General features: G+C 59.2%; 21 protein-coding genes. 4 read left to right on the forward strand and 17 right to left on the reverse strand.

The genetic code is table 11. The features are described from left to right. Positions 1–28 precede the first annotated feature (28 nt). From ACZYUB_RS09950 to ACZYUB_RS10030, 17 genes are all read right to left on the reverse strand, one after another. Positions 29–523, reverse strand: a complete 495-nt coding sequence (locus ACZYUB_RS09950; protein ID WP_463947535.1) for an MSHA biogenesis protein MshP — start codon at positions 521–523, stop codon at positions 29–31. Then, on the reverse strand, positions 513–1,370 hold the full coding sequence (locus ACZYUB_RS09955) for a prepilin-type N-terminal cleavage/methylation domain-containing protein (RefSeq protein WP_463947536.1): 858 nt from the start codon (positions 1,368–1,370) through the stop codon (positions 513–515). Before ACZYUB_RS09955 ends, ACZYUB_RS09950 begins: the two co-directional genes overlap by 11 nt. Continuing rightward, positions 1,370–1,966, reverse strand: a complete 597-nt coding sequence (locus ACZYUB_RS09960) for a prepilin-type N-terminal cleavage/methylation domain-containing protein (protein ID WP_463947538.1) — start codon at positions 1,964–1,966, stop codon at positions 1,370–1,372. The genes ACZYUB_RS09955 and ACZYUB_RS09960 overlap by 1 nt, the downstream gene beginning before the upstream one ends. Beyond that, complete coding sequence (locus ACZYUB_RS09965) at positions 1,953–2,432, reverse strand: prepilin-type N-terminal cleavage/methylation domain-containing protein (protein WP_463947540.1); 480 nt, start codon at positions 2,430–2,432, stop codon at positions 1,953–1,955. The genes ACZYUB_RS09960 and ACZYUB_RS09965 overlap by 14 nt, the downstream gene beginning before the upstream one ends. Before the next feature lie 101 nt (positions 2,433–2,533). After that, positions 2,534–2,971: a prepilin-type N-terminal cleavage/methylation domain-containing protein gene (locus tag ACZYUB_RS09970; RefSeq protein WP_463947541.1), complete on the reverse strand. Its 438-nt coding sequence runs from the start codon at positions 2,969–2,971 to the stop codon at positions 2,534–2,536. A 70-nt stretch (positions 2,972–3,041) separates the two neighbouring features. Continuing rightward, positions 3,042–3,671, reverse strand: coding sequence for a prepilin-type N-terminal cleavage/methylation domain-containing protein (locus ACZYUB_RS09975; protein ID WP_463947543.1), 630 nt, complete (start codon positions 3,669–3,671; stop codon positions 3,042–3,044). Between the two features lie 68 nt (positions 3,672–3,739). After that, entirely contained in the window at positions 3,740–4,186 is a 447-nt protein-coding gene (locus ACZYUB_RS09980; protein WP_463947544.1) for a hypothetical protein, read from the reverse strand. A 71-nt stretch (positions 4,187–4,257) separates the two neighbouring features. Then, a complete protein-coding gene (locus ACZYUB_RS09985) occupies positions 4,258–5,478 on the reverse strand; it encodes a type II secretion system F family protein (protein ID WP_463947545.1) in 1,221 nt (406 codons plus the stop codon). Beyond that, positions 5,478–7,184, reverse strand: a complete 1,707-nt coding sequence (locus ACZYUB_RS09990) for a GspE/PulE family protein (protein WP_463947547.1) — start codon at positions 7,182–7,184, stop codon at positions 5,478–5,480. Before ACZYUB_RS09990 ends, ACZYUB_RS09985 begins: the two co-directional genes overlap by 1 nt. Before the next feature lie 4 nt (positions 7,185–7,188). Beyond that, on the reverse strand, positions 7,189–8,367 hold the full coding sequence (locus ACZYUB_RS09995; RefSeq protein WP_463947548.1) for a tetratricopeptide repeat protein: 1,179 nt from the start codon (positions 8,365–8,367) through the stop codon (positions 7,189–7,191). After that, positions 8,364–9,248, reverse strand: coding sequence for an ExeA family protein (locus tag ACZYUB_RS10000; RefSeq protein WP_463947550.1), 885 nt, complete (start codon positions 9,246–9,248; stop codon positions 8,364–8,366). Before ACZYUB_RS10000 ends, ACZYUB_RS09995 begins: the two co-directional genes overlap by 4 nt. A 4-nt stretch (positions 9,249–9,252) precedes the next feature. Next, on the reverse strand, positions 9,253–10,917 hold the full coding sequence (gene mshL, locus ACZYUB_RS10005; protein WP_463947551.1) for a pilus (MSHA type) biogenesis protein MshL: 1,665 nt from the start codon (positions 10,915–10,917) through the stop codon (positions 9,253–9,255). A 5-nt stretch (positions 10,918–10,922) separates the two neighbouring features. Beyond that, the gene (locus ACZYUB_RS10010) at positions 10,923–11,243 is read right to left on the reverse strand and encodes an MSHA biogenesis protein MshK (RefSeq protein ID WP_463947553.1); all 321 of its coding nucleotides are present in this window, start codon (positions 11,241–11,243) and stop codon (positions 10,923–10,925) included. Beyond that, entirely contained in the window at positions 11,236–11,877 is a 642-nt protein-coding gene (locus ACZYUB_RS10015; protein ID WP_463947555.1) for an MSHA biogenesis protein MshJ, read from the reverse strand. The genes ACZYUB_RS10010 and ACZYUB_RS10015 overlap by 8 nt, the downstream gene beginning before the upstream one ends. After that, the gene (locus tag ACZYUB_RS10020) at positions 11,874–12,506 is read right to left on the reverse strand and encodes a PilN domain-containing protein (protein ID WP_463947557.1); all 633 of its coding nucleotides are present in this window, start codon (positions 12,504–12,506) and stop codon (positions 11,874–11,876) included. The genes ACZYUB_RS10015 and ACZYUB_RS10020 overlap by 4 nt, the downstream gene beginning before the upstream one ends. After that, entirely contained in the window at positions 12,503–13,375 is an 873-nt protein-coding gene (locus ACZYUB_RS10025; protein WP_463947598.1) for an MSHA biogenesis protein MshI, read from the reverse strand. The genes ACZYUB_RS10020 and ACZYUB_RS10025 overlap by 4 nt, the downstream gene beginning before the upstream one ends. A gap of 139 nt (positions 13,376–13,514) precedes the next feature. Next, a complete protein-coding gene (locus ACZYUB_RS10030) occupies positions 13,515–15,416 on the reverse strand; it encodes an EAL domain-containing protein (RefSeq protein WP_463947559.1) in 1,902 nt (633 codons plus the stop codon). A gap of 256 nt (positions 15,417–15,672) precedes the next feature. Between ACZYUB_RS10030 and ACZYUB_RS10035 the strand changes: the two genes are divergently transcribed. Genes ACZYUB_RS10035 through ACZYUB_RS10050 form a run of 4 tightly spaced genes read left to right on the forward strand, consistent with a single transcriptional unit; the run spans position 15,673 to position 19,362 of the window. Then, positions 15,673–16,356, forward strand: coding sequence for a CerR family C-terminal domain-containing protein (locus ACZYUB_RS10035; RefSeq protein ID WP_463947561.1), 684 nt, complete (start codon positions 15,673–15,675; stop codon positions 16,354–16,356). Then, on the forward strand, positions 16,338–17,294 hold the full coding sequence (locus tag ACZYUB_RS10040) for an HlyD family secretion protein (RefSeq protein ID WP_463947563.1): 957 nt from the start codon (positions 16,338–16,340) through the stop codon (positions 17,292–17,294). Before ACZYUB_RS10035 ends, ACZYUB_RS10040 begins: the two co-directional genes overlap by 19 nt. After that, positions 17,291–18,229, forward strand: a complete 939-nt coding sequence (locus ACZYUB_RS10045; RefSeq protein ID WP_463947565.1) for an ABC transporter ATP-binding protein — start codon at positions 17,291–17,293, stop codon at positions 18,227–18,229. The genes ACZYUB_RS10040 and ACZYUB_RS10045 overlap by 4 nt, the downstream gene beginning before the upstream one ends. Beyond that, on the forward strand, positions 18,226–19,362 hold the full coding sequence (locus tag ACZYUB_RS10050) for an ABC transporter permease (RefSeq protein ID WP_463947567.1): 1,137 nt from the start codon (positions 18,226–18,228) through the stop codon (positions 19,360–19,362). Before ACZYUB_RS10045 ends, ACZYUB_RS10050 begins: the two co-directional genes overlap by 4 nt. Positions 19,363–19,368 lie beyond the last annotated feature (6 nt).

A 19,368-nucleotide genomic window follows, 5' to 3' on the forward strand; every position in this document is an offset into this window, starting at 1 on the left:
AGCAAGCCAAGCACCCAATAACGCACCATTATTGTATCCCCCCATCAAACGCTTCGGCCTGAATCGTCCGGCTGACGGTAAAATCCGGATTATTATCGCCACTGGCGGCCAGGGAGCCGCCGCCATCGCAGCGTCCGGTACTGGCGAGCCGGTAGCTGGTCACAGCCCCGCTGGTCACCGACAAGGTGGTGCAAACAATTGCGGCGGAACAACCCCGCAAGCCATCGGTGCTGAAACTCAGGCTGCTGGTCACCTTATCGCAGCCGGTTTTGCCATTGGCATCCGCCGTCGCGGCCTGCCAGACCCCGTTCGGATATAACTGATAGAGCCCCTGCTCCACGCCACTCTGCGCCGCCATCAATGCTCGCACGCCCAGGACTTCTACCGTCACTTTTTCACCACTATCCAGCAGCAAACGCCCCAGCGCCGCGGCCAGCAAACCAACAATAACGATGACAAACAGCGCTACCATGATGGTGCTGCCTCGCTGTGAGTAACCGGCGGACATTCGCTCAGGGCACATTGTTGACCTCCACCTGATGGCTAAACAGCACGGTTTCACCGCGCTGGGTGAAGCTCAAATTCAGGCTTACCTCACCACTGCGATTGAAGGCTTGGGGATCCTGGAAGAAGCGGGCACTGTCCAGATGTTCCGCCATCAGAGCACTACTGCGGCTACCGCTCGCTAGCACGGTCGCCTGGCGCACCAGTTGATTCTGACTATTCCGGCAAAACGAGACCTGCTCGCGAGCGAAAAAAATACGCTGTCCTGGAGAAGGCGCAGCAAACCCCGTGAAAGTTCCAGACGGGATCTGGCTCAGGCTGGCGGTCAGCAGATCCGCATCACCATTGACCGCCACGGGTGCGCTGGCAACTTGCGCCACGCAGACGCCAGCACTACACCCATAGGGGGACGCGGTACTCAAGCCCACCGGATAGACAATGGCATAATCCCCCGTCTTGATGCTGCCACTTAAGGGCGCCAGAAAGGTCAGAGTACCGCTCGAGGTCGTCGGCAATGAGATATAGCGACTCACGGCCGCCAGGGGCCAGAAACTGATGCACTGCTGATCGGTGCTCACCACCAGGGTGCCTGGCACCGCATCGCGCAACTCCCGATTCAGACGCTCGACGCCGAAACGCACATCGCTCATCAGCTGTTCCCGGGCACTGGCATCGGCATACAGCTGGGTGCTGCTGCCGATAAACTGGCTGCTGAAAGTCACCATCACGCCGAGCAGCAGAATCACCACCACCAGTTCAATCAGTGTAAAACCACGGGATCGCTCTATTGTTGGTTCAATCAGAGTGAAGCCACAGGATCGCCCCATCGCTAATTCAATCAGGGTAAAGCCGCGGGGTTGCTGCATCAGTAGTTCCCCCGTAACAGGGCAAACGGCAACTGGCTACCATCCGGCAGCTGCACCGTCACCGTAATGAGCTTGAAAGTGGTGCAGAGGGTGGCACTACAACCGGAACCCGGAGAGATGAGAACTTGCATCCGGTAGTTGGGGTAATCATTCTGCGTCGCCACACTGTTGTCGGTGAAATAGCTGGCCGCAACCCAGGAGCTGTTGCTGCAGGGAGTCAGATTTTGGCTGCAGATCGCCGGGGTATGGTAGTCATCCACATCGTTGAACAGATACGGCTTGGTCTCGCCCGACTCAGGCCCATAGCCGGTCGGCAAGGTACAGGTCGCATAGGTGATGCCGTTGACCGTTTCCCCACAACGCCAATGGCTGCCGTTATGATCCGAGTTCTGATCGAAGGAGCGGGCGCTGATATCATTCAGCAGTCGCTGGGCCAGTTGTGCCGCCCGCACCTGCTGCACCGGCTCGGTACTCTCCGCCGACTGGTTGATGAGCAGGCCCAACATGCCGCCCAGAGCGATGGCGATCAGCACGATCCCCATCACCAGTTCGATCAGGGTAAAGCCGGCGCTGCGCCGTCTACTAGTCGATCCCATAGACATACCCCTGAGCATTGATCTGGATTCGCGCCGTCTCTCCACCATCACTGACACTCAACTGACAGCCACTGGCGCAAGCGCCAAGCGGACGGCCCATACGATCAAAGCGCAAGCTTAAACCCGCAGTTGCTGTCAGCGCCAAGCCGCTACTCAAGGTGACCACACGGCCCCGACTCAGCTGGGCACTGCTCCAACTGCCGATAGCGGGCGGGGCCACACAGGGCATCATGCTGATATGGCCGAAGCGGCTGCTCTCGCCCACCCACCAGCTGCACCGATCGGCGGGCTCATTCATATTGTGCATCTGTATCAGCCGCAGGCGCGCCACCAGCTCATCGCGCGCGGTTTGCACCTCAAAGCCACCTTTGCCCAGCCATTTTGGCAAGGCAAAGGTCGCCAGGATGCCCAGCAGCAGGATCACCACCACCAGCTCAATCAGGGTAAAGCCATCCGGTTTTCTCATACCATCCTATTTATCCCAACCATGGAATAGCCTAAATAAAACGGGGTGCGGCTTACCGCCAGCACCCCGCTTCACTTGCGAACCAATAACTGCGTATTAAATTAGCAACCGCTTGTATCGGTGCTGACTGTTGGTCTAGCCGGTGAGGTGCCGAGTGTATAGGTAACGGTACAAGTGTCGGCTGCACCAGTAGGCTTCAATACATAACCTGAGCTAGCAGCCCCGCTAGGAACCTCCCAGTCACCTGAACTCAGATCCAGAGCTGCACCAATGCCTGCTGAAGTTGCATTCGGGTAGCCATACACAATAGAGATATCATCCACAGAACTGGCAGCCGAGGTCTCCAATCCTTTAATAACAGCCTTGGAATAGACGATGGAAGCAGAGCTTTCCATAGCCGCCTTCATGCCTTTCAACGTGGACTCTCGAGCATCTTTTTGTAAATTCAAAAACTTAGGTGCGGCAGTCACTGCCAGAATGCCCAGAATAATAATAACAATCACCAGCTCGATCAGTGTAAAACCAGCACTACGCTTCATAACAATTTCCTTTAAGGTCTCGGTTTAAGTTGATATCTGTTTACGTCACGTTACGGATTTCGATGTGTCTTTAATCATTGATATAAGTCACGACCTGGCCTGAGGCCGGGCGATAACTGAAACTCTTGAACTTGTTGGTCTGGTTGTTCGGATCCTCGTAACCACCGCTACTGGTCTTGTTCAAGGCATTGACCAGATAGTAACGACATACCGCATCATTACCCGAACCATCCACGGAGACATAGTACTTCAAATCATTTTTGCTAGTCTCCACCGAATTAAAATCGTTGGTCGCCTTGGGCGGATTCTGCAGCAGACCATTCCAGATATACAGACAACGCTCTGACGTCAGACTGCCCGGAGAAACATCCACTGAACCACTGGAGCTGGTATCGATCGGGTAACCCGGTGAAATGAGCCCAGCTTCCACTTCCGCATCGGTCGGTGTCGTCAGGTAGAAGCGGTTGCCATCATACAGAATGGTATTGATGCCCCCCTCTTTGCTACGCCCCTTGGCTTCCCATTGGGCGCGGACCAGCAACACCCCGGTGGCAAAACCACCGGAGACACCTTCGACGCTGGCGTTTTTCGCCTCTTCGGTGACATCCAGAAAGCGCGGCAGTGCCGTGACGGCAAGAATGCCCAGCACCACGATGACAATCACCAGTTCGATCAATGAAAAGCCGGTTTGCTGTTTCATGCTTGTATTCCCTTTTTCCCGATAAATTATAGGGTTAAATGCTGAACAACTAAATACCCAGTGAGCACTCAGCTACCGCGCGTCGTCACAGAACCATCGGCGAAGCGATACGAAAACCCAGCTTCGCCGATTCGAAATTCACAGCCCGGGCTGGTGATGAGCGGCGATACCACCACCGGCTCGCCATCCAGCATCAGCGGTGTCGACAGCAACTGCAGCCAGAGCTGCCGACACGCCACCTCGGGCTCCTGATGGTGCGCCGATCCCTGCGGCCAGCCGTTAGCGCTCATCACATAACGGGCATTCACCGCGGCCTCCGATGGAGCAGCAGACGGCAGCTGAAAGGCTCGGCCGACTTCATAGATCACGCCGGGACGATTCTGGCTTAACCACAGACCATGTACCAAGGCTGCCCGTTCAGCAAAGAGAGCAGCCAGAGCCCGCATCGATGTGATCTGGGCTTGATAACGCTGGCTTTGATACTGACTGGCAAGGCCCCACACTAACAGCAACACCAGGCTAATGCTCAAACCGAACCTGAACACGCCTAAAATTTGTACATCGGCCTCGCTCTGCTGAGACACCGTCAGTGGCCCCGAACCGCACGCATCATGTCCCACATCGGGGTGAAGATCCCCAGCGCCAGAATCAGCACCATACAGGCCACGACGACTAACAGTATGGGTTCGATCCGCGCCGTCAGAGTCCGCAGGTCATAATCCACTTCCCGCTCGTAAAATTCAGCCGCCTCCTGCATCAACTCATCCACCTGCCCCGTCTCTTCACCGACCGCAAACATCTGCATGACCAGAGGAGTAAAGAGCTTACTGGCCGCAGCCGTGCGCATCAGACTCTCGCCGCGCTCGACCCCGGCCCGCATCTCGCGGATACGATCCCCGACGAAGGTGTTGTCGACCGCCTCGGCCACCATGCTCAGGGCATGGTTCAACGGCACACCAGCACGCAGCATCATGGCAAAGCTACGGGCAAAGCGGGCCAGCAAGGAGCGATTGATGATGCTGCCCACCAGCGGAATATGCAGCTGCCATTGGCTCCACTTCAGTTTTCCCATCGGCGTCTTGACCCATTCCAGCCAGCCCACGGTGGCCGTAGCACCCGCCAGCAGCAGCAACCACCACCATTGCACGAAGAAGTGCGAGGTCGCCAGCAGGATGCGGGTGGCCAACGGCAGTTCGACGCCGAATTTGGCAAACATGTTGGCAAAGGTCGGGATGACAAAAATATTCAGAATAAACATGGCCGCGACGATAAACCACAGCACCAGCATGGGATAGCGCAGGGCGGTCTTGATGCGCTTTCGCGTCTCGAGTTCGAGGGCGAAATAGTTGGACAGCTGCAGGAACGACTCTTCGAGCTGACCGGTATTTTCACCGACACTCACAATGGCAATAAACAGGGTATTGAACACCTTGGGATGTCCCTGCATGGCGGCTGACAAGGGGCGACCGTTGCCCAATTCAGTCTCCAGTGCCTGCAGGGCACGCCGCAAGGGTTTGCCATGGGCGGAATCGCTCAGACCATGGATGGCCCGCATGATCGGAATGCCCGCCTTGGTCAGGGCATACATCTGGCGGGTGAAAATCACCAGCTCCTCCAGCCCGACCTGACTCTCCAGCAGATCGCGCCAGGCGATGCCCTTGCGCGGCGATCGGCCAGCGCGCAATCCGGTCGGCATGATACCTCGACGCATCAGTTGCTCTGCCGCCGCCAGTTCAGTGGCCGCTTCGAGCTGGCCACTCACCGCCTGGCCCTTGGCATCCCGTCCCTGATAGGCAAAAAATGGCATCAGCTCACCACCTCGGCCAGACGTAACACCTCATCGACTGTGGTGATCCCCTGGGTGGCGTATTCAAAAGCCATGTCAACCAACGGCCGGTATTCCACATGCTCGCGCGCCGCGCGGGCAAAGGCCTCTGGATCACCCCGACGCAAAGCGTCCATCATCGGCAGATCCAGCTCCAGCAATTCAAATACCCCGATGCGGCCCGCGTAGCCGGTGAAGTTACAGCTCTGACAACCCCGCCCACGCTGGAACTGCTGCTGGTGTACTCCCTCACCAAACAGGTTAACCAGCCAGATCCGATCTCCCGCATCGACCTCATGCACTTCATGGCAATAACGGCAAATGCGTCGCACCAGTCGTTGGGCCACGATGGCACGCAGGGCACTGGCCACCAGATAGCCCTGAGCCCCCATATCCATCAAGCGCAGGGCGCTGGAGATGGCGTCATTGGTATGCAGCGTGGTCAGTACCAGGTGACCAGTCATGGCACCGCGCAAACCGATCTCCACGGTTTCCTGATCCCGCATCTCCCCGACCAGCAGGATATCCGGATCCTGACGCAGGGTGGCCCGCAGCACATTGGAAAAATCGAGGCCGATCTTCGGATTGACCTGGACCTGGTTGATGCGCGGTAAGCGGTATTCCACCGGATCTTCGACCGTGATGATCTTGTTTCCCGGTTGATTGAGTTCGGACAAGGCGCCGTACAGGGTGGTGGTCTTGCCGCTCCCGGTTGGCCCGGTGACAACGATCATGCCATGGGGGCGCCGCAGCTGACGCCGGAAACGCTGCAGGATCTGCTCCGGCATCCCGGTATCGTGCAGGGAGAGCAGACCCGCCGATTGATCCAGCAGACGCATGACCACAGACTCACCGTGTTGCACCGGCATGGTGGAAATCCGCACATCGATCTCGTGCCCCCGGACCCGCATATTGAAGCGGCCATCTTGCGGCAGACGCTTCTCGGAGATATCCAGCCCGGCCACCAGCTTGAGGCGCAAAACCAAGGCTGGCGCGATCCGCACTTCATTCAACACACTTTCATGGAGCACACCATCGATGCGCTGACGAATGCGTAACACCTTCTCATCCGGCTCGATATGGATATCCGAGGCATGGACCTGGACCGCATCTTCGAACACCGACCGCAGCAGCTTGACCACGGTCGCTTCGCTCTCGTTCCCGGCGGTATCGGCCATGCCCAGATCAAAACCAGTCGCCTGATACTCTTCCTGCAACTGCTCGGCGAAGCTCTCGATCTCTTTGGTCCGACGGTAGAGCTGATCGAAATACTGCAGTAACTGGGCTTCCCGGGCGACCGCCAGCTTCAACTCCCGCGGGCTCAGCATAGCCGCCAGCGCATCCAGTGCCGCCAGATCGGCCGGGTCTGACATCACCACTGTGACCTCATCCCCACTCTGATTCACCGCCAGCGCCCGATAACGACGGGCATGCACTTCAGGGATCAGTTGCACCGCCTGGGTCTGGATACTGAGCTTGGAGAGATCGAAAAACGGAACATTCAGCTGTTGGGCGAGAAATTTGAGCAGTTGTTCTTCACCGATGAAGCCCAGATCCACCAGCGTGGTCCCCAGTTTGCGCCCGGTTTGACGCTGCTGCTGCAGCGCCATCTGTAACTGGTCATCGGAGATGATGCTTTCGGCCACCAGGAGGTCGCCCAGTCGCATCTTCAGTCGTGGTTGCGCCATGCTCTTACTCCAGTTGCTCGATCCGCTGTTGCACAAATTGCCGGGAGCCGGCGCTCAACGGCAGGCTCAATGCTTTGCGGTACGCATCCAGCGCCGCCAATGGCCGCCCCTGTTTATCCAGTGCTATGCCAAGCCCCAACCACCAGCGCGGCTCGGCCGGTTGCGCCACCGTCAACTGCTGATAGCTGCTGGCGGCCACGCCCGGTTGCGACAGCTCCTGAGCCAGCGCGGCACGGGTGGCGTAGTAATCCAGATTTGCACTGACCGGAGGCTCCCAGCCGCTCAAGCTCTGCAAGGCGGCTGCCTTATTGCCGGTTGCCAACGCCAACCGGGCCTGCATCAGACGAAAATCGGCACGGCTCGGCGCCAGGCGAATGCCTTCATCCAACAACTGTTGCGCTTCAGGGATGCGGCCATCGCCATACAAGAGTCCAGCCAATCGTTCGCGGATCTGGTGATCCAGCGGATCATTGGCCAGCACTCGAGAGAAGGAGTCCCGCGCCACATCCAGTTGTCCTTTCGTCAGGGCTTGCAACCCCTTGCGTCGATCCAGAGCCGCCTCTTGTTGCGGGCTCAGATGCTCCTCGGCGATCTCCAGCGAACCTTGCGGTTCCGCCGAGTACTCATCGGTCATGGTTGTGGTGCTCTCATCGGCCTGCAACGCCGCTTCGGTCGGCTGCGGTCCTTCATCCGGACCCAGTAGGGTTTCTTCCAGCCCATTCTCCTGACTCGCTGGCTCCCCAGGAGTCGGAGCTCGAGTACCCTGCGCTGGCAACGAAGTTTCGGTCTCTGACGCAATGCTAGTCACAGATGCAACTTGGTGTTGCGGATTCTCTGCGACGGCAGCAGAGGCAACCGCGGCTGTCGCGGGTTGAACGACCGGGGCCACAGGCTGAGTCGTCACCACAGCGTGCGATGGCGCCGACTCTGCGGCATTTGCCACCGGAGTTGCCGCAGCAGGACGAGCAGCGGCAACCTCGGCGGGCGGAGCCGGAACATGCGCCGGTTGATCCAGCCACAGATGCCAGACCGCGTAAGCCAATGCCGGAACACACAGCAGCGCCAACAGCCAGGCGATCACCGCCAAACGCCACCGAGAGGGTGAAGGAGGCTGATAACGGCCGGACAGGGTTTGTCCTTCGCGCTGCTCCAGATCTTTCAGCATGGTATTGATAACGCTCATAACGCTCCTCGCAACAACCAGGCCGAGATGAGACCGACCAATATCCAACTGCTCCACCACCACAGATTGACAGGCAGGGTCGCATCCTCGGTATCACGGATCGCCGCCTTGACATGGCGCGGCCGGATCTGGGATAGCCCCTGGCCATAGGCCACCATCAGACTCTTGTGTGCCAAAATATTGATCAGCCGCGGGATGCCGCGACTGGCGCGCCACAGCAACCGTACTGCTGCGGGGGCAAATAGAGGGGCGCTCCGATACCCAGAAGCCATCAGTCGATACTCCAGATAGGCCCGGGTTTCATCGCGCAGCAAGGGACGCAAGCGATAGGAAAAGGTGATGCGTTGCCGCAACTGCCGCAACTGATCGGCCTGCAGACGCACATCCAGCTCCGGCTGACCGAACAGCACCACCTGCAGTAGTTTGCTGGATTCGGTTTCCAGATTGCCGAACAGACGGATGGCTTCCAGACTGGCGTCCGGCAAGGCCTGGGCCTCATCGAGCAGCACCACCACACCTCGCCCCTCGCGCTTGAGCTCCACCAGGCGACGATGAATGGCATCGGTCACCGCCAGCGCCCCGCCCTCGGCGGTCACTCCCAGCTCCAACGCCAGCGCCTGGCGCAATTCGTCGGGAGCCAGATAGGGATTGGGCAGATAGGCCACCTGCTGGGTCGGCGACAGTTCCCCCATCAGCTTGCGCAGCAGCAGAGTCTTGCCGGTTCCCACTTCACCGGTCACCTTGATGAACCCTTCGCCGCTGGCCAGTGCGATCCGCAACACCTGCAGCGCCTCTTCATGGGGCGGTAACCCGTAGTAAAGACCGGTATTCGGAGTCAGGCTGAACGGCGGCTCCTGCAGGCCGAAATGGGCTTGATACACGGCTTTAGCGCCCCTCCGGATACCATTTGTCCAGCAATTCGCTGGAACGCTGCAGCTCGCGCTGCCAAGTATCACCTTCGATCACTTGCGGCTTCAGCATGATGACCAGTTCAGTCTTGTAGGTGCTATCCGCGCGATTGGTAAAAGCCTCACCGACCCAGGGAATATCGCCAATCCAAGGCACCTTGCTCACTTTTTCTTCCTTGTTGATGCGCATCAGACCACCGATAACGATCACATCGCCGGATTTAGCCTGCACCACTGTATCCGACTCGCGGATATTGCTGTACGCCATGGGCAGGTTGTAGGTGGTCGAGGTCCCAGAGCCGGAGAGTGAACCCAAGTCGATGGTTTTCTTCTGTTCGGTCACATCGATCACCGAGGGATGAATATGCATCAGCACATTGCCCTGCTCATCGATCTGCGGCATCACATCCAGCGCGACCCCGGAGAAGAACGGCGTAAGCTCGATATTGGGCGAAACTATGGGGTCCGAGGATGTGGCCACCGTGTTGCTGGAGATGCCAGTGACAAAGTACTCGTCACTGCCGACCTTGATGACCGCCTTCTGATTATTGGTTGCCGTCACCCGTGGGCTGGACAGGGTATTCACATCGCCCTGGGTCTTCAGCAGATTGACTACGGCCTCGAAGTTGCCATCGGAGAATTGCAATCCGGCACCACCGCCAAGCAGGGTTGCCACCGAGTTGGTGACCGCCGGCAGACCGACCAGCGAACCGGCATTGGTGATTCCCTGGCCCTGATCCCATTGGGCGCTGAGATTATTCCATTGAATCCCCTGCTGATAGCCTTCACTCAGCCGCACTTCCATGATCTTGGTTTCCAGGATCACCTGTCGTTTGAGCTGGCGCTCGGACTGCCCCAAAAACTCGCGCACCGCCTTGATATCCTCGGCCATGCCTCGCACCGTCACCAGACCGGCCTGCGGATTCAGAATCACGGCCCGGCCCTGGCCACTGCCGATCAGATGTTGCAGTGCGGTTTCCAGATCTTTCCAGAAATTACTCTGGCTACCGGTTTCGATCACGGTGCCGTTGGTGCTGCTGCCGTTCGAGTTGTTGGAGTTGTTGTTATTGTTGTTATCGGAACTGGAACTGCTGCCGGTCGAAGTCGAGTTATTGTTGTTGGACTGATCGGTCACCCCCCCGGAGGTAATGCTGGTACGGGAGAGTCCCTGCCGCGTCAGCATCAGATAATTCACCGGAAAGCTCTCGGATCTGAGTCCGGCCGGATAGATGTGGTAGACGGTGCCAGTTCGGCGAATGTCATAACCGTACATATCCGCCACCGTATCCAGCACCTCTGGCAGCGTGACCTCACGCAGATCCAGATTAATCCGTCCCTCGACTCCGGGATGCACGGCAACACTGTAACGACCATCCTTCATCAGGGAGGCAAAAAACTCGCTGGCCGCCACATCTTTGGCCGCTACCCGGAAGCGCCGCTCATTGACATACGCGCTGGCTACCGGCTGGATGGGGCTCTTCGGCAACAGTTCCGCCTGAACCGAATCCGGCACGGTCAAGGCACCGGCCTGCTGCTTGGCTTGCTTCAAAGCCTCTTTGGACTCGACGGGATCAGGATGCTGATAGGTCACGCAACCGCCCAACAGCAAGGCCAGAGCAACCAGAGAGAACGAAAACGGCATCTTGTTCATTGAATTTTGACCTTGCTTGAATAAAGAGGAAGCGTATGACGCTGACCATTGCGCTCCAGAACCACGCCATCCTGACCAATCGTGACCACGCGGTAGCCCGCGACTATCTGCCCCAGGCGATAACTCTCGCCATCGAGAATGGCCTGCCGCGGACCCCGTCCCAGCAGCAATCCTTGCAGGCTGGGCAATGCCTCAGCATGTTGCGCCGCTTGGCCCTGTACCGAGTCGGTCAGCGGCTGGGTCGGATCCTGGAGCGTCTCGACTGCCGCCTGCGCCAACGAACAGGGCAGCATTAGCATCAACCACCATTTAGCCACGAATAAACTCCTTGCTGCTACTCAGGGTGTAGAGCTCCAGCTCGATACTGGCCTGTGGATACTGCTCAACCTGATAATTCAGGCGGCGCCAGTAAAAATGTTCCGGTAATCCTTCGAGGGCACGCAGATATTGAAAGATATCGAAGTAGCTGCCTTGCAGGCGTAACTGGATCCCATGCTGAAATAGCAGGTTCTGTTCGGGATCATCCAGCAACGGCTTGGGTGGCAGCGAAGTCAGAGAGAGCAGCCGCAGACGGCCCGAACTGGCCAGCATCTGCTCCAGCAAGCCCGGCATACGCTCCGCCGGGATCAGATCCAGTGTCTGATCCTTGAGTTGTGCATCCAGTTGGGCCAGTTGCTGTGTCAATTTAAGTTGTTGTTCCCGCACCGGCTGGTTGGGATCTAGCAGAAGAGCCTGCTGACGACTCTGATTCTCCAATTGCAATTGAGCTATGGTCGTCGCCAGCTCCTGACTCCGCGTAATTTGGCTCTGGTAAGCCAGCCACGTCGGCTCCAGCAGCAGGCTATAGGCCGGCATCAGGAGCAGGGCGGCACCGGCGAGCAAGATCAACCAGCGCTCACGAAGACTCATGGTCAGCACGCGCGTCGAAAGTTGTTGCCACTGCTGCTTCATGACTTATTGCCTCCCTTGCCGGTATTGGCCGCCGTGGCCGGGCTGGCGGGCTGCGGGCTGCTCAGGCGAAACGAGAGTTGCCCCTGGGCATCGCGGGAGATCTGCAACTCGGAAAACTCCTTGCCGGTCAGGGACTCAGCCTCGGTAAAGCGATTGACCCAGGCTGGCACATCCTGGCTACTAGCCGCCAGGCCGGCGAGCTGGACACGCCCCTCATCCAACTGGATATGCTGCAAGGCAATACCCGGGCTGCGGATACGAGCCAGATCATTGAGCAACACCGCAAAACCGCTGCTCTTGAGCATGGCGCGTGCGGCCAGGCTATGGAGCAGCAGTTGCTTGATCTGCACTTGATGTTGCAACTGTGCATTCTGGCGATGCAACTCCGTATCCGGCTTATGGCGGGCTAGCTCGGCCACCAGCCGCTCCCCTTCCTGTCGCAGGGCATTGAGTGCCAGTTCCTGTTGCTGATTGGCCGCCTGTTGTCCAGCCTGCAGTTGCTTCAATCCCAGAACAGAGCCTGCAATCAGCAGCAGCACCAACAACCAGCAGCCAGCCATCTGCGGCAGTGTTGCCCACTGCTTGCGGGGACGATATTCATCGCCATACAGATTGATGCGAAGCTTCATGCCGTGGCCTCCGCCTGCAGTAATCCGTAGAGCGGCAAGTATTCGATGCCGGCGACAATCGCCGGATTAGCCAGTGCTCTGACCGGCATGGAAAAGTTCCCCGCTAAATGGCGCACCAAGCCACCCAGATCCGGGGCCGCGATCGCCACATGGAGGTGAGCGGCTTCCGGTAACTTCAGTTGGGCGACCAGGTAATCCAGCGAGCGTTGAATTTCCAGCGACAGGTTATCCAGCAGATCCGGATTGAGATTCCCCACGGCATGCTCTGCCAACTGGGCAAAACCGCGCAATTGGCGGCTGAAACAGAGCTGACCTCGATACACCGCCAGTATCGCCACATCCTGACCCGGTACCTGGTACAACAGCAGTTGCATCTGCTCCTTGTGTCCCAGTAGATCGGCCAACCCCAGCTCCTCGGTGGTCACGGATTGCAAGGAGGCCACCGCATTGACGCCTTGCGCGATCAGCTGCATCCGGTTTTTCGGCACGCAAACCACCGCCAGCCGGGGGCGCGCCGCCGGGTTGGTGGGTAGATCGTAATAGTCAAAGCTCAACTGCAGCACCGACTCATTGACGAAGTCTTTGACCGCCCATGGCAAGGCTCCCGCCAATTCTTCCTCCGGGACATCGGGTCGTTCGATCTGTACCTGCTGAAACAGAGTGGCGGGCAGCAGCGCCTTCACCGGGCTGCCACTGAGTTGCGTTCGGGTCAGCAGGCTCTGCACGGCCCGCGGCCAATCCGCCTGACCATTGCAAGCTTCCTGTTCAAACAGTGGCTCTGGTTGTCCGCGCACCAGCAGGATGCGTTCTTGGCCAAAACCAAGCGCTACTGCAGGCCGACTCCCCTCGCGCTGAAACCACTTGCTGATTGTGCGGATCAAAACAGAAAGCCCTCACTTATCAATTAGATGACCATCATAGGCCATCGCTGATTAAATCTGAACCCTGGTGCGGTTTTTCACCGCAGATCAGATTGCCAAGTCTCAGCTGGCCGCAATTAAGCTCCATTTAAGCCTTATTTTGTCCATCAAACCAGTGTCCTTGGCCTGCGACCACCCCCAGCGATTGGAGAACGCGCCACTCGGCCTCGCTTTCGACGCCGACCGCGATCACCTGAGTCTGGCTGTTGGCACAACCACCAACCAGAGAGCGTACCGCCATCTGGTTCAGCGGTCTGTGCTGGATGTCGCGGACCAGACTGGGGTGGATCTTCAAAAAGCTCAATTCGAACTCCTTGATGTAGTGAATACTCACCACATCCTGGCCGGCGTGGTCCACCGATAATCGACATCCCAGCAGTCGCAGCTCCCGCAGCGGTGTTCGCAACGCCTCCTGATAACGACCAACATGAGCCTCGTTCAACTCCACCACCAGCATGGCGGAGCGGCGTCGCCCGAGCCGCAACAGCGCCATCCACAGCCAGTGCCGATACTCGGGATCCAGCAAGCTTAACGGATGCAAGTTCAACGCCAGTGGAACACCCTCTTCACGAGGCAGCAGTAATAGGGCTAATTGGCTCATCTGACGATCAAATGGCAGCTGCATGCCCACTTTTTCCACCATGGCGACAAACCCGGCGGCCGGTAACAGCTTGCCCTTGCCATCGGGCAAACGCGCCAGCATCTCATGGAGTTGCGGTACCAGGGGTTTGCCGCTGTAGGCACTCTGCAAGCGGTAGGTGAGTTGCTGGCGACTAAACTGCCGCTCCAGCAAGGTTCGCCAGCGGACAGTCCCCTTGTCCGAGGCATCGACCCGCAGCGGTTTGTCATACAGGAAGTAACCACTCTCTTGCTGCAGACGGGCGCCACGCAACGCCAGTTCCGCCTCTTCTTCGACCTGTACAATCAGCTCACCGGGTTGATAGCAGACGGCACCGATATACAGGGCGCGATCCGCATCGACATAATCCGGCCAGCTCAGATGCTCCAGGCGTTTGAGCAGTTGATCGGCGGCGGTGAGCGTCTCCTGCTTCGATAGCCCCGGCAGCAGGATCGCCAGCACATTACCCGCATAGCGCCCCTGAATGGCTCCGTTATAACGCTGCAGAAAATGGCCGACCAAGGCGCTGCACTCTTGCAACCCTTCGATCGCCCGCTCCTCTCCGTCGTGCCGCATCACGGCATCCAGCGCATCGATTTCCAGCAGCAAGACAGAGCCGACGCTGTAATCGGCATCGCTCATTGCCGCTTCCAGGCGATTATCAAAGAAGATGCGGTTGCCAACGCCCAGCTGTTTGTCGATGAACACGTTGCGACGGATGAAGGTGTCGAACCGGCTGCGCTCCTTCTTGGCATCGGCCAGCTCAGTTTGCAGGAAGGTGAGCGCCTGACTGACGCTGACCGGCCACTCGAGGGCCACCTCATGCCGTAACTTGCCCGGATTACCACTGAGAATATGCTGGCCGCGCCGCGCCAACAGCTCCACCCCCTTGAGTTGCCGCCGTAACCAAAGCAGTGCCAACCAGAGGCCCAGACTGATAACGACCAATCCGGTGGCCAGACTGGCCAAGGGCGCATACAGCCGATCCAGCTGGCTGAAGCTGGAGGCCACCCAAAAATCCATATGCAAGGTCGGGAAGCGCTTGCCCGCCAGATGGACCTCTTCCAGGCGATGACGCTGCTGATCCAGAGTGGGCTCCTGATACTCGAATAACAAGCCATCATCCAGGGTGACCGTCAGCCCCTTCACATCGTTGGCGCGCAGCAGTGGCGGCAACCAGCCTTGCAGACGCGGCGCGTCCGGCTGTGACAGCACTTCCTCCTCGAAGATATCGACCACGGCGCGCAGTTCATCGCGCTGAAAACGCTCGGTCAAGCCATGGAAGCCCATACCCGCCGCTGTCAGCACCAATAGCACGGTGCCAATAACGCACAGGCACAGAAGCGCCACTATCTGATTGGTCAATCGCATCGGTCATCCCTAACCTGGATCCATTCATCGGTCATTCTATCAGCGGTAGCGCCAGAGTTCAGTGACATCGCATCGGCAGAGCCGATACCGTGGCAGAAACGCTGCATCGACGACCGCCGCGCCAGCAGATCCGTCTCGGTGTATGCTTTAGCCCCAACAGCATCACACCTAACGGCTCAATTTTCGCTCATCGGGTTGTTTATGGAAAATGTTTTTCATAAACTATTTCCATAACCCATTGCCTCGGCAACATCCCATGTTTGATCGCCCTCTGGTCCCCAACAAGAACAGCAATGGTGAAGAGAGTCGCCAGGCCCTGCTGCAAGCCGCCACCGAGGAGTTTCTGGCCATGGGATTTCAAGCCGCCCGAGTCCAGACCATCACCCGCAACGCCGGACTGGGTCTTTCTGCCATCAACTACCACTTTGGCAGCAAGGAGGGGCTCTATCAGGCGGTGCTCAGCCAACATGCCGAACTGGCCATTGCCCGCCAACCGCTGCAGGGGCCGTCGGACCTCCCTCCTCAGGCGCAACTGCGGTGGCTCGTCAATGCCCTGTTGCACCGGATGGTGGATCCGGAAAATCCCAGCCGGATCGGCCCCTTGTTACTGCGCGAAATGATGGCTCCCACCGCCGCTTTCGAGCTGATGTTTACCCGCTTTGCCTCCACCCAGTTTCAACTCGGCCTGGAGGTACTGACGCGACTATTAGGCCCTCAGGTGCCGGCGCCTGTGGTGGCCATGAGTCTGTACAGCCTGTTTGGCCAGTGCATTTTCTACATGACCGGACGACCCATGATTGCCCGCCTGACGCCGGAGCGCAGCCTGGACGAGGCCGGACTGCAGCAGATTGCCGACCATATCACCGAATTCAGCTGGGCCGGTTTGCAGGCCCTGCGTCAGCATCATGAGGAGTCCAGCGCATGCGCCCCGCAATCCTGATCCTGCCCATTCTGACGGTGCTGCTCGGTGGCTGCGACGCCGAAAACGGCCGCCTGCCCGGTTATGTCGAGGGAGAGTATGTGCGCGTCGCGGCACCCTCGGGCGGGCGACTGCAAGCCTTGCCGGTACGAGAAGGGGATCGGCTCACCGCCGGAGCCTTACTCTTCACCCTGGAGTCCGAGCCGGAGCAAGCCGCGGTTGAGGCTGCCAGCGCGCGGCTGCAACAGAGTCAGGCGCAACTAGCCGACCTGGATAAGGGCCAGCGCCGGGATGAGCTGGCGGTGCTCGAAGCCCAACTGGCCGCCACCCGCGCCAGCGAAGCCTTGGCCCACCGAGACCTGCTGCGGCAACAACAGCTGGCCCGGCAGGGCGTGGTCAGCGTGGCGACTCTGGATAGTTATCGCGCCCGCTGGCAGCTCGAACAGGGCAATCGGCAGGCGCTGGATGCGCAATTGCGCGTCGCGCGGCTGGCCGCCCGGGACGATCAGCGCCAGGCGGCGCAACAAGCGGTCGCCGCCGCGCAAGCCGAGCTGGATCAGCAACGCTGGCAACTGCAGCAGAAACAACAACGCAGCCAGCAAAGTGCCCGGGTGGAGCAGATCCTCTATCGCCCAGGCGAATGGGTCCCGGCCGGAGCTCCGGTACTCAGCCTGCTGCCGGAGCACGGCGTCAAAGCGCGCTTCTATCTACCGGAAGCCAGCCGCCCGCAACTGCAGGTTGGCCAAACGGTCACCCTGTATTGCGATGGCTGCAAACAGCCGATCCCGGCCCGGGTCAGCTATATCGCCAATCAGGTCGAATTTACCCCGCCGGTGATCTACAGCCAGGAAAACCGGGCCCGGCTGGTATTCCTGGTGGAGGCTCGCCCCGAACCGGACCACCCCGGGCTCTTGCATCCCGGCCAACCGCTGGAAGTGGCGATCGGAGCACAACCATGAGCGAAGCCGCGGTCATCGACGTTCAGGGGCTGACCAAGCGCTATGGCGAGCGAACCGTGGTCAATGATCTCTCCATGCAGGTGCAGCGGGGCGAGATCTACGGTTTTCTCGGTCCCAATGGCAGCGGCAAGACCACCTCGATCCGCATGATGTGCGGTCTGCTGACTCCAGATGCCGGTTCGGGCCGCACCCTGGGCCATGACATAGTGCGGGACAGCGCCGCCATCAAGGCGCAGGTTGGCTATATGACCCAACGCTTCGGCCTCTACGAGGATCTGAGCCTGCGCGAGAATCTGGAGTTTGTAGCCCGCATCTACGGCATGGACCGCATCCCGCAGCGAGTCAGCCAGACCCTGGAGCGGCTCGGGCTGGCAGCGCGGCAGAAGCAACTGGCGGGCAGTCTCTCCGGCGGCTGGAAACAGCGTCTGGCGCTGGCGGCCTGCATGTTGCACCAACCCCGCTTGCTGTTGCTGGATGAGCCGACGGCGGGTGTCGACCCCAAGGCCCGCCGCGACTTCTGGGAGGAGATCCATAATCTGGCCGCCGAGGGCATGACGGTGCTGGTCTCGACCCACTATATGGATGAAGCCGAACGCTGCCATCGCTTGGGCTACATCGCCTATGGGCGTCTGCTGGCCAGCGGGACGCCCCACGAATTAGTGGCCAACAGTGGTCTGCACACCTGGCAGGTCAGTGGCGCCACCCAACCGCTGTTTGCGGCCTTGAATGGTCAGCCGGGGATCGAGCTCATCACCCGTTTCGGCAACACCCTGCACCTGAGTGGCCGAGATCCGGCCCTGCTCGCCCGGGCCATAGCCCCCTGGCAACAACAGCCCGATACCCAGTGGCAGCCCATACCGCCCCAACTGGAAGACCTGTTTATCCAGTTGATGCAGAGTGCCAGCGATAATTTTGCCCAGGCAGGCACGCCATGAACATTCGCTTCAGCGCTCAGCGCCTGTTGGCGATGATCCATAAGGAGTTTATCCAGCTGCGGCGGGATCGCCTGACCTTCGCCATGATGATTGGTATTCCCTTGCTGCAACTGACGCTGTTCGGCTTTGCCATCAATGGTGACCCCAAACATCTGCCGACCCTGGTGGTGGTGCAGGACGAGAGTCCCTTCAGCCGCTCCTTGGTGTCAGCGCTGCGGCTCTCCGATTACTTTGCCATCGACAGCACCGAGCTGGGGTCGGCTCAAGCCAGCCAGCGCCTGGCGCGCGGGCAGACCCAGTTCGTCATCACCATACCGCCCGATTTTTCTCGCGCCCTGCAACGGGGGCAGGAACCCACTCTGCTGCTGGAGGCGGATGCCACCGATCCCAGCGCCACCGCCAATGCCATCAATGCCATGCAGTTGCTGAGTCAAACCGCACTGCAGCATGATCTGCAAGGGCCGCTGGCCAGTCTGGCCGCGACACCCGCCCCCTTCGAGCTGCGCATCCATCGCCGCTACAATCCGGAAGGCATCACCCAGTACAACACGGTTCCGGGGCTGATGGGGGTCATTCTCACCATGACCATGATCATGATGACGGCCCTCGGCATCACCCGCGAGGTGGAGCGCGGCACCATGGAGAACCTGCTGGCAACCCCGATCCGCCCGCTGGAGGTGATGATAGGCAAGATAGCGCCCTACCTGCTGATTGGCCTGCTGCAGGTGACCATTATCCTCTGCGCCACCTACTGGCTCTTCACCGTGCCCTTCGTCGGCAGCCTGCCCCTGCTGTTGCTCATCATCATGCTGTTCATCGCCGCCAATCTGGTGGTCGGCATCACCATCTCCAGCCAGGCCCGCAACCAGACCCAGGCCATGCAGATGACCTTCTTCTTCTTCCTGCCCTCCATCATTCTCTCCGGCTTTATGTTTCCATTTCGCGGCATGCCGCAGTGGGCGCAATGGATTGGCGAATTGCTGCCCATCACCCACTTCATCCGCATCACCCGCGGCATCATGCTGCGCGGCAACGGCTTCAGCGATATCTGGCCGGACCTATGGCCGTTGCTGCTATTCACCGGGGTGATGATGTTGATCGGCCTCAGTCGCTTCCGAAAAACCTTGGACTGACCACAA

Source organism: Pseudaeromonas sp. HNCC25DJ182, assembly GCF_055413365.1.